Raw genomic sequence first — 613 nt, forward strand, 5'->3', positions numbered from 1 at the left:
ACCGCTGTGGGCGGCGTACATGGCCTATCCGGCTTATCGCAAGAAAAACGATCGCGTAAACAGCTACGCAGACCGTATTCAAGGTTGCTTCGAATACTCCATGAACGGCAAAGCCCCCGCTTACGACTCACCCGAAATTGTTGCCCTCAGCGCTTACGCTTATTGGTTGGCAATGGGTGGATTACTCGATAGTTATGGTATGAACGATGAAGCGGTGCCAGAGCTAGACATTAAAGCTCTCCAAGTGGGCGGTAAAACGCAAGACTTCCCTTTGCCAGATGCTATCGCTCAAGCATTACCGGTTAAAGAGCGCGGCAACCTCGCAGGACGTGGCTACCCAAAAATCGCCGCACCGAAGCAAGAACCATCACCAGAGCGAGGGGCTTTAGTCTATGAAAAGAACTGCGAGACTTGTCATCGCGCCGACGGCTCGGGTATCAAAGGCACCGACGGCCATTCATACATTCCTCCGCTTTGGGGCGAATTTGCGTATAACTGGGGCGCGGGTATGCACCGCATTAACACTGCGGCCTATTTTATTTATGAGAACATGCCACTTGGAAAAAGTGTGCAGCTGACTGAGCAAGAAGCTTGGGACGTTGCTGCGTACATC

General features: G+C 52.2%; 1 protein-coding gene. It reads left to right on the forward strand.

Translation table 11 applies throughout. The annotated features are described in order from the left end of the window. On the forward strand, window positions 1–613 hold a 613-nt coding region (locus R7Q09_RS26750; protein ID WP_318144023.1), incomplete at both ends, for a c-type cytochrome.

The organism is Vibrio sp. 2130-1, from assembly GCF_033339515.1.